The organism is Bacteroidota bacterium (assembly GCA_021300195.1).
Taxonomy (GTDB): domain Bacteria; phylum Bacteroidota; class Bacteroidia; order J057; family JAJTIE01; genus JAJTIE01.
Map to the genome: position 1 here is coordinate 54,910 of JAJTIE010000019.1, position 7,562 is coordinate 62,471.

Annotated in this window: 7 protein-coding genes; 6 read left to right on the forward strand and 1 reads right to left on the reverse strand. The window is 57.9% G+C overall.

Features of this window, described 5'->3' with window-relative positions:
- Positions 1-9: 9 nt before the first annotated feature.
- Positions 10-846 (reverse strand): hypothetical protein, encoded by an 837-nt coding sequence (locus tag LW884_05525; GenBank protein MCE3007792.1) that lies wholly within the window; start codon positions 844-846, stop codon positions 10-12.
- A 32-nt stretch (positions 847-878) separates the two neighbouring features.
- On the opposite strand from LW884_05525, the gene LW884_05530 reads away from it, so the two are divergent.
- The 6 genes from LW884_05530 to LW884_05555 all read left to right on the forward strand — a co-directional run.
- Positions 879-2,213, forward strand: coding sequence for a UDP-glucose/GDP-mannose dehydrogenase family protein (locus LW884_05530; GenBank protein ID MCE3007793.1), 1,335 nt, complete (start codon positions 879-881; stop codon positions 2,211-2,213).
- A 124-nt stretch (positions 2,214-2,337) separates the two neighbouring features.
- A complete protein-coding gene (gene dnaX, locus LW884_05535) occupies positions 2,338-4,191 on the forward strand; it encodes a DNA polymerase III subunit gamma/tau (GenBank protein ID MCE3007794.1) in 1,854 nt (617 codons plus the stop codon).
- On the forward strand, positions 4,191-5,126 hold the full coding sequence (fmt, locus tag LW884_05540) for a methionyl-tRNA formyltransferase (GenBank protein ID MCE3007795.1): 936 nt from the start codon (positions 4,191-4,193) through the stop codon (positions 5,124-5,126). The genes dnaX and fmt overlap by 1 nt, the downstream gene beginning before the upstream one ends.
- 87 nt (positions 5,127-5,213) lie before the next feature.
- Entirely contained in the window at positions 5,214-5,609 is a 396-nt protein-coding gene (gene apaG / locus LW884_05545; protein MCE3007796.1) for a Co2+/Mg2+ efflux protein ApaG, read from the forward strand.
- Positions 5,610-5,650: 41 nt separating this feature from the next.
- Positions 5,651-6,058 carry an OsmC family protein gene (locus LW884_05550; protein ID MCE3007797.1) on the forward strand — a complete coding sequence of 136 codons (408 nt, stop codon included), beginning with the start codon at positions 5,651-5,653 and terminating at the stop codon, positions 6,056-6,058.
- 389 nt (positions 6,059-6,447) lie between these two features.
- The coding region (locus tag LW884_05555; protein MCE3007798.1) for a hypothetical protein at positions 6,448-7,562 on the forward strand (1,115 nt) is incomplete at its 3' end.

The window sequence follows — 7,562 nt, forward strand, 5'->3', positions numbered from 1 at the left end:
CAGGCAGGGCTAGTAGTAGTAGTACTTTTCGGGTGCGGTGCCGTAGATGGGCAGGGTCCAGCCTATGCGGGCACCGTACTGCACATCGCTCCGGCTGCGGTTGTCCTGCAGGCCTGTGTCATAGTTATAGCTGCGGCGGTTCTGTGTTACATTAAAGGCTGCATCCAGGGCGATAAAGAAGTTTATGAAACGCCGATTGCCGTAAAACTGATAGCCCACGCTGGCCAGGGTACCCAGGCCGTTGGTCAGGCGGTCGTAGCCCTTTTTCAGCTCGCTGCTCAGGTAGGGCATATCGGCATTGGACGGGGTGGTGATCAGGATCTTGTGCTGGATAAACTGCAGGCCAGTTTCCACAAACAGGCCGCAGTTTGGGTTCTGCTTGCCCAGCCGAAGCTGGTTGAAAATATAGCCTACCCGTAGTGGAATGGCGTAGCCCCGCATAAACAGCGAGGGACGCTCCACAGCGCCAAACTGGCCGTCTATCCAGCCGCCGGTGCGCTGGGTGCTGCCATCTCCGTCTGTCCAGCTATAGGTATAGCCCAGGTCGGCTATGATGCCTCGCTCATACACCACATTCCCAAACAGCGCGTGTGCCCCCAGGGTAAAGTAGAAGTTCAGCTTGTGTTTATAGCCCACCTGTGCCCCCAGGCCGCTGTGAAAGCCGAACCGATCGGCCAGGGTTCCCGCACTCCAGTTGGCCTGGTAGTAGGGGCTGAGGGTAAAAAAACTGATGCTGGAGTCGGCTATACTCTTTTGTGCATGCCCATTCAGCGGGAAAAAACACCCACCCAGGCAGAGTAGCAGGCAGCAGACCAGGTTTTTGTTATTTTTGCCGGGCGCTCTCATATTTTTCAGGGCTGCAATATAAATCAGAAACCATGAATATTTCGGTAATCGGCACAGGCTATGTGGGATTGGTATCAGGCGTTTGCTTTGCCGAATCAGGCAATCAGGTGATCTGTGTGGACAACGACCCCGAGAAGCTGGCCATCCTGCACAGCGGAGATATTCCTATTTATGAACCCGGACTGAAAACCCTCTTCGACCGGAATGTAAAGGAGGGCCGCCTGCAATTTACCGACGACCTGCGGCGGGCCGTGGCCGAAACCGAGATCATCTTTCTGGCCCTACCCACCCCCCCGATGGAGGACGGAAGCGCCGACCTGAAGTATGTGCTGCAGGTGGCCGAGCAGATAGCCGACTACCTGACGGACTACCGCATTATTGTAAACAAAAGCACCGTACCCGTAGGTACGGCAGACAAGGTGCGGGCTGTGATAGCGGCCAAAACAAACGTACCCTTCGATGTGGTGAGCAACCCCGAGTTCCTGCGCGAGGGCTGGGCCGTGGAGGACTTTATGAAACCCGACCGCGTGGTGGTGGGCACCCGTAGCGAACGCGCCCGCGCCCGGATGGAGCAGCTGTACAAGCCCTTTGTGCGCAGCGGAAACCCGGTCATCTTTATGGACGAGCGCAGCAGTGAGCTAACCAAATACGCGGCAAACAGTTTTCTGGCTACCAAAATTACCTTTATGAATGAGGTGGCCAACCTGTGCGAGCGCGTGGGCGCAGATGTAGACATGGTGCGCAAGGGTGTGGGCACCGACACCCGCATTGGCCCCCGCTTCCTGTTTGCTGGTGTGGGCTATGGGGGCAGCTGCTTCCCCAAGGATGTGCAGGCCCTGCACTTCACCGCCCGCGAGTACGGCTACCATTTTCAGATCCTGGAGTCGGTGATGGAGGTAAACCAGCGCCAAAAATCCGTGATCGTCGAAAAAATAAAAGCGGTGCTGGGAGACAACCTGCAGGGCAAGCGTTTCGCCCTCTGGGGCCTGGCCTTCAAGCCCAATACCGACGACATACGCGAGGCACCCTCCTTGGTCATCATCCAGGCACTACAGGCCCTGGGGGCCGAGGTGGTAGCCTTTGACCCCGAGGCCATGGCTGCCGTGCAGAAGTACTACCCCCAGCTGGGCATCCGCTATGCCGAAGACATGTATAGCGCCCTGGAGCAGGCCGATGCCCTGCTAATCGTTACCGAATGGAATGAGTTTAGAGGTGCAGACCTACAGCGGGTAAAGAAAGCCCTGAAGATCCCGGTCATTTTTGACGGGCGAAATGTATTCGACACCGAAGATGCCGAGGCCGCCGGTTTTCTCTACCACTCCATTGGCCGCCTGCCAGTGGATGGGCGGGTACCCCAGCGTGCCTAGACAGGGCCCAATAGGGTAGTGGGGTAGCCACAGCGGGTGGCGCGCCTGTTGCCAGAGACTACCGCTTGGCCCATTTGCAAAAAATGTCTTGCAAGGCCCCCATGGCTTTGTGTACCTTAGCGGCATGGCAAGTGGATTTGTGGTATCAGCGCGCAAGTACCGGCCCGGCACCTTTGCCGATGTGGTGGGGCAGGAGTATGTGGCCAACACCCTGCGCAATGGCCTGAAGCAAGACCAGCTGGGGCATGCCTTCCTCTTCACCGGCCCGCGTGGTGTGGGCAAAACCACCTGTGCGCGCATCCTGGCCAAGGCCATAAACTGCCAGAACCTGACCGAGACCGGAGACCCCTGCAATGCCTGCGACAGCTGCCGAAACTTTAACGAGGGCCGTAGCCTGAATATCTTTGAGCTGGATGCCGCCAGCAACAACAGTGTGGAGGACATCCGCCAGCTGATAGAGCGCCTGCGCTACGTGCCCCAGGGCGGGGCCAAGAGTGTGTACATCATAGATGAGGTGCACATGCTCAGCACGGCTGCCTTCAATGCTTTTCTGAAAACGCTGGAAGAGCCACCCCCGCACGCGCTTTTTATCCTGGCCACTACCGAGAAGCACAAGATCCTGCCTACCATCCTCAGCCGCTGCCAGAAGTTTGACTTCCGCCGCATACAGGTAGACGATATTGCCCAACGCCTGCAGTGGATATGTGAGGAGGAGCACATAGAGGCCGAGTATGATGCCCTCCAGCTGATTGGCCTGAAGGCCGATGGTGCCCTGCGCGATGCGCTCTCGATCTTTGACCAGATTGTAAACTTCAGCGGTGGGCACCTTACCTACCAGTCTGTGCTGGAGAACCTGAATGTGCTCGACTATGAGTACTACTTCAGGCTGGTGCACTGCATGGCCGCCGAAGACCACCCCCAGGCCCTGCTGCTGCTGAACGAGGTCATCCACAAGGGCTTTGAGCCCATCAATTTCCTGATGGGCCTCGTAGAGCACTTCCGAAACCTGCTGGTGGCCTATGAGCCCGGCACCGTGGCCCTGCTGGAAACCAGCGACGGGGTGAAGCAGCGCTACCTGGAGCAAAGCCAGCTGCTGCCGCCCAATGTGCTACTCAATGCCTTCAACCTGGCTAGCGAGGCCGAACAGAAAATCCGATCGGCCACCCTGCCCCGCCTTACGGTAGAGTTGCTCTTGCTCAAGCTTACGCATCTGCCCCAGGTGCTCAGCCTCGCCACCCTTCCGGAAACGGACGGGCAAAAAAAAAAGGTAGCCAAGCCTGAGCTGGCCCCTCCCGTAGCGGCCACCACAGCGGCCACCATCCCTGCGCCCTCCGTACAGCCAGCCTATACCGCCACCCCCAGTGGGGATGGCCCGGGCAGTGTGCCCCAGGTGGAAGCACACCCGGCAGCTTATACCTTGCCCCAGGCTAGCCCGCAGGTACGCCTGGTGCCCGATCCCAATGATCGGCCCGTGCAGGCCGAGGCGCATCCTGCCCCCCCGGCAAAGCGCGCGGGTACACGTAGAAATGCCCTGCAGCTAGACCTGGATGCCCTGGATGCCATGGAGGAGGAGCGGGCCCAGCCAGAGGAAATCCTGGTAGCCCAGCCCATAGCGCCCCACGCTTTTCGCCAGGCGCTGGATCAGTTTGTGGCAGAGGAGCTGGGAGACCGACGCATGCTGGGGGCCGCCCTGCGCGCCGCCCCACCTGAGTTCGACCTCAATACCTGGATCTGCCGTGTTCGGGCTGAGATAAACCGCATAGACCTGGAGAAGGCGCGCGAGGAGCTGGTAAGCTATCTGCGCGCCAAAACCGAGAATCCCACCCTGGTGCTGGAGATCCTGCTAGACCCCAGCCTAAGCCCCCCCGAGGATGTGGAGAAGCCCCTGACAGCACAGGAACGCCTGGTGGCGATGATGGAAAAAAATCCCGAGCTGGCCCGGCTGGTTCAGCACCTAAACCTCCAATTGATCTACTGATGCGTCTGGTTTTCATGGGCACGCCAGATTTTGCCGTAGCCTCGCTAGCTGCCCTGCATGCCGCGGGGCACGAGGTAGCCGCAGTGGTAACAGCCCCGGACAAGCCCGCCGGCAGGGGGCAGCGGCTACAGGCCAGCGCAGTGAAGCAGTGGGCCCAGGCCCAGCACCTGCCCGTGCTACAGCCCCCCCGGCTAAAGGATCCTGCCTTCCTGGCACAGCTGGCCGCGCTACAGGCCGATCTGTTTGTGGTAGTGGCCTTCCGCATGCTGCCCGCCGAGGTATGGGCCATGCCCCCCCGTGGCACCATCAACCTGCATGGCAGCCTGCTGCCCCAGTACCGTGGGGCTGCCCCCATACACTGGGCCGTACTGAATGGCGAGACGGAAACAGGCGTAACCACCTTCTACATTGAGCACGAAATAGACACAGGCCAGATACTGGCTGCACGAAAGACCCCCATAGGCCCAGATGAAACCACGGGCGAGCTGTATGCCCGCCTGATGCAGCTGGGCGCCCAGCTGCTGGTGGATACCGTGGCCGATATAGCGGCAGGCAGGATACAGCCCCACCCCCAGCCAGCGGGTGCCGAGGGCCTGAAGCCTGCGCCCAAGCTCTTTCCGGCAGATGGGCTGCTAGACTGGAACCTGCCAGCCCGCCAGCTGCACAACCGCATTCGCGGGCTAAACCCCTTCCCGGCAGCCCATACCACCTATGAGGGCAAGCTGCTGAAAGTGCTGAGGAGCAAAATGCCGGAGGCCCCCGGTGAGGCACAGGCCGTACCGGGCACACTGCGTGTGGCCGCCCGGTGCCTGCTGGTAGCCACACAGGATGGCTGGCTGGAGCTGCTGGAGCTGAAGCCCGAGGGAAAGCCTGCCATGACTGCCCAGGCCTTTGTCAATGGCTACCAGCCCCATGGACAGCGCCTGGGCGGATAGGGCTGCTGTATTTTGCCCAGGCATATCGGCCCCCGCGCTTGTGGATACTGGCGGAAAGGCCTATTTTTGTTTGCTACACACCGCTATATGGAGTTTTCTACAGCCACTTTGGTAACCCATGGGGTTCGCATCAGTGTTCGCACCGCCTATGTGCCCGAGCAGAGCAGCCAGAAGAACAACACCTTTGTCTTTGCCTACCACATCACCATTGCGAACGAAACCGGGCACACGGTGCAGCTACTGCGCCGCCGCTGGCTGATACAGGATGCCCTGGGCGAACGCAGGGAGGTGCGGGGCGAGGGAGTGGTAGGCCAGCAGCCTGTGCTACAGCCAGGCCAGACCCATGCCTATGTGAGTGGCAGTGTGCTGAAAACACCCATCGGCACCATGGATGGATACTACACTATGGCACGCATGGATGGATCAGAGTTTGAAGTAAAGATCCCGGCCTTTACCCTTGTAGCCAGCTTTTTGCTCAACTAGTCAGTTTTTCCCTCCCGTCCGTATTCCTTCCGTTCTGTTTTATGGCGCTTACCAGCAAGCTTGACTATGTATCGGACCTGCGGGTGCAGGCTACGCACCTGCAGAGTGGCAGTGTCCTGCTTACCGATGCACCTACGGATAACCATGGCAGGGGCGAAGCCTTCAGCCCTACCGACCTGCTGGCTACCAGCCTGGGCATGTGTATGATGACAATTATAGTCATCCGCTGCAGGCAGCACGACATACCCGAGCCAGCCATGTGCGCAGAGGTGGAGAAGCGGATGAGCCCGGCCCCACGCCGGGTGGCAGAGGTACGCCTGACGCTGTACCTGGCAGGGAAGCTGACCGATGCGCAGAAGACCCTGCTAGAGGCCGAGGGGCGTGCCTGCCCGGTAGCCCTCAGCCTGCACCCAGACCTGAAGCAGGCCATCACCTTCGTTTGGGAGTAGGGCGGAGACGGGAGCCTGCCGAAGTCGGCCTGCCTATTTGTTATCTTCTTCACCCAACTCCTCCGCTGGACCTCTTCGTGTGAAAGAAGTTCGGCTTGGGCTATTTATCGCCTGCCTGCCCACTACCCCAAAAATCAGAGGATTTAAGCAGTGGGCTACTGTACCAGCCTACCTAATGTCCTTCGCAGGATTGCTGAGAATGCAAATAAGTTGTGCTCCTGTATTTAGTATTCCGAAAATCACGGCTATTTTTTTTGTTTTTTTGTACAAAAGCGAGTTTTTTGAACCATAAGATTTATATATTTGATTTTATTTAAAATAACTGGAAAAGCCTCGCCTCTCGATTTACCTGAATTTCTGGCTTCTGGCTAACGTTTATCTGTTTGATTATGAAGGTACTATCATTTCGGTTTGCTTTTGTTGCCCTGCTATTTGGTTTGTTGAGCATTCGTTATGCTGAGGCAGATGTTCTTTTTCGGCAGAACTTCTCCAGCAGCACGCTTCCCGCCGGGTGGACAAATACGGCCCTGGGCTTGAGCACAACCTGGAATTTCCAGAACAGTCCGGTGCTGGGTAGCGTCAGCGGTGGTACCTATCTAGCGTTTAATGATCCGACTGCTGTAGGTAATATCGCAGAGCTTGTTACCAGCTCCTATAGTGCTAGTGGGCGCACCAACCTGAAGCTGAGCTTTTACCAGGTATGGCCCGGAACAGAGGGACGCATTGGCCGCGTGCAGGTAAGTATAGCAGGGGGGAGCTGGACAGATCTTGCTACCTATGGCGTGGCAGCCAGGGGCTCTGCCGCCAGCCCTTCCATGGAGATCATTTCTTTGCCGGCCAGCACCTATAACCAGGCAGATCTGCGGTTTCGCTGGCTCTATGACGACAATGGTTCGCCATCTAGCCGTGCCTGGTTTATCGATGACCTCGTTCTGTATGCCGACCCCGATGTGGGCGTCAGTAATTTGGTCTCTCCCGCCCCGCTTGGATGCGCAGCCAGATACGGGGCTAGCCAGAGTGTACAGATTCAGCTTACTAATTACAGCAACGAGGATATTACACTTGTAAACCTCCCCATTACCATTAATGTAGCAGGGCCTATACCTATTACCCTCAATAGTACCTACTCGGGATTGATATCGGCGGGTGCCACGGTACTGCATCCCATAGCCGGAACCCTCAACATGTCTGCCCCAGGGGTCTATGTCATCACGTCTAGCACCGCTTTGCCTTCGGATGGCTATACGGCGAACGATGCTTTTGTGAGAAGCCTCTCGCAAGTGATAGACACCTATCCATTTGTAGAAGATTTTAATACGACGAATGGCGCCTGGATACCTAGCAGTGCCGTTAGTGGTAATAGCTGGCAGCACGGTCCTTTGCCGAGCGGCTACGCCACATTTAGCGGGGTAGATGGTAGCCAGGGTAGCGCTTGGTATGCGGTAGCGAACATTAATTCTGCCGACCAGCCCACCATTCTTCAGAGCCCTATTTTCGACTTTAG

What these genes read in the sequence shown, in the direction of transcription:
- LW884_05525 (MCE3007792.1), bottom strand. Translation starts at nt 846, where the DNA reads ATGAGAGCGCCCGGCAAAAATAACAAAAACCTGGTCTGCTGCCTGCTA.
- LW884_05530 (MCE3007793.1), top strand. Translation starts at nt 879, where the DNA reads ATGAATATTTCGGTAATCGGCACAGGCTATGTGGGATTGGTATCAGGC.
- dnaX (MCE3007794.1), top strand. Translation starts at nt 2,338, where the DNA reads ATGGCAAGTGGATTTGTGGTATCAGCGCGCAAGTACCGGCCCGGCACC.
- fmt (MCE3007795.1), top strand. Translation starts at nt 4,191, where the DNA reads ATGCGTCTGGTTTTCATGGGCACGCCAGATTTTGCCGTAGCCTCGCTA.
- apaG (MCE3007796.1), top strand. Translation starts at nt 5,214, where the DNA reads ATGGAGTTTTCTACAGCCACTTTGGTAACCCATGGGGTTCGCATCAGT.
- LW884_05550 (MCE3007797.1), top strand. Translation starts at nt 5,651, where the DNA reads ATGGCGCTTACCAGCAAGCTTGACTATGTATCGGACCTGCGGGTGCAG.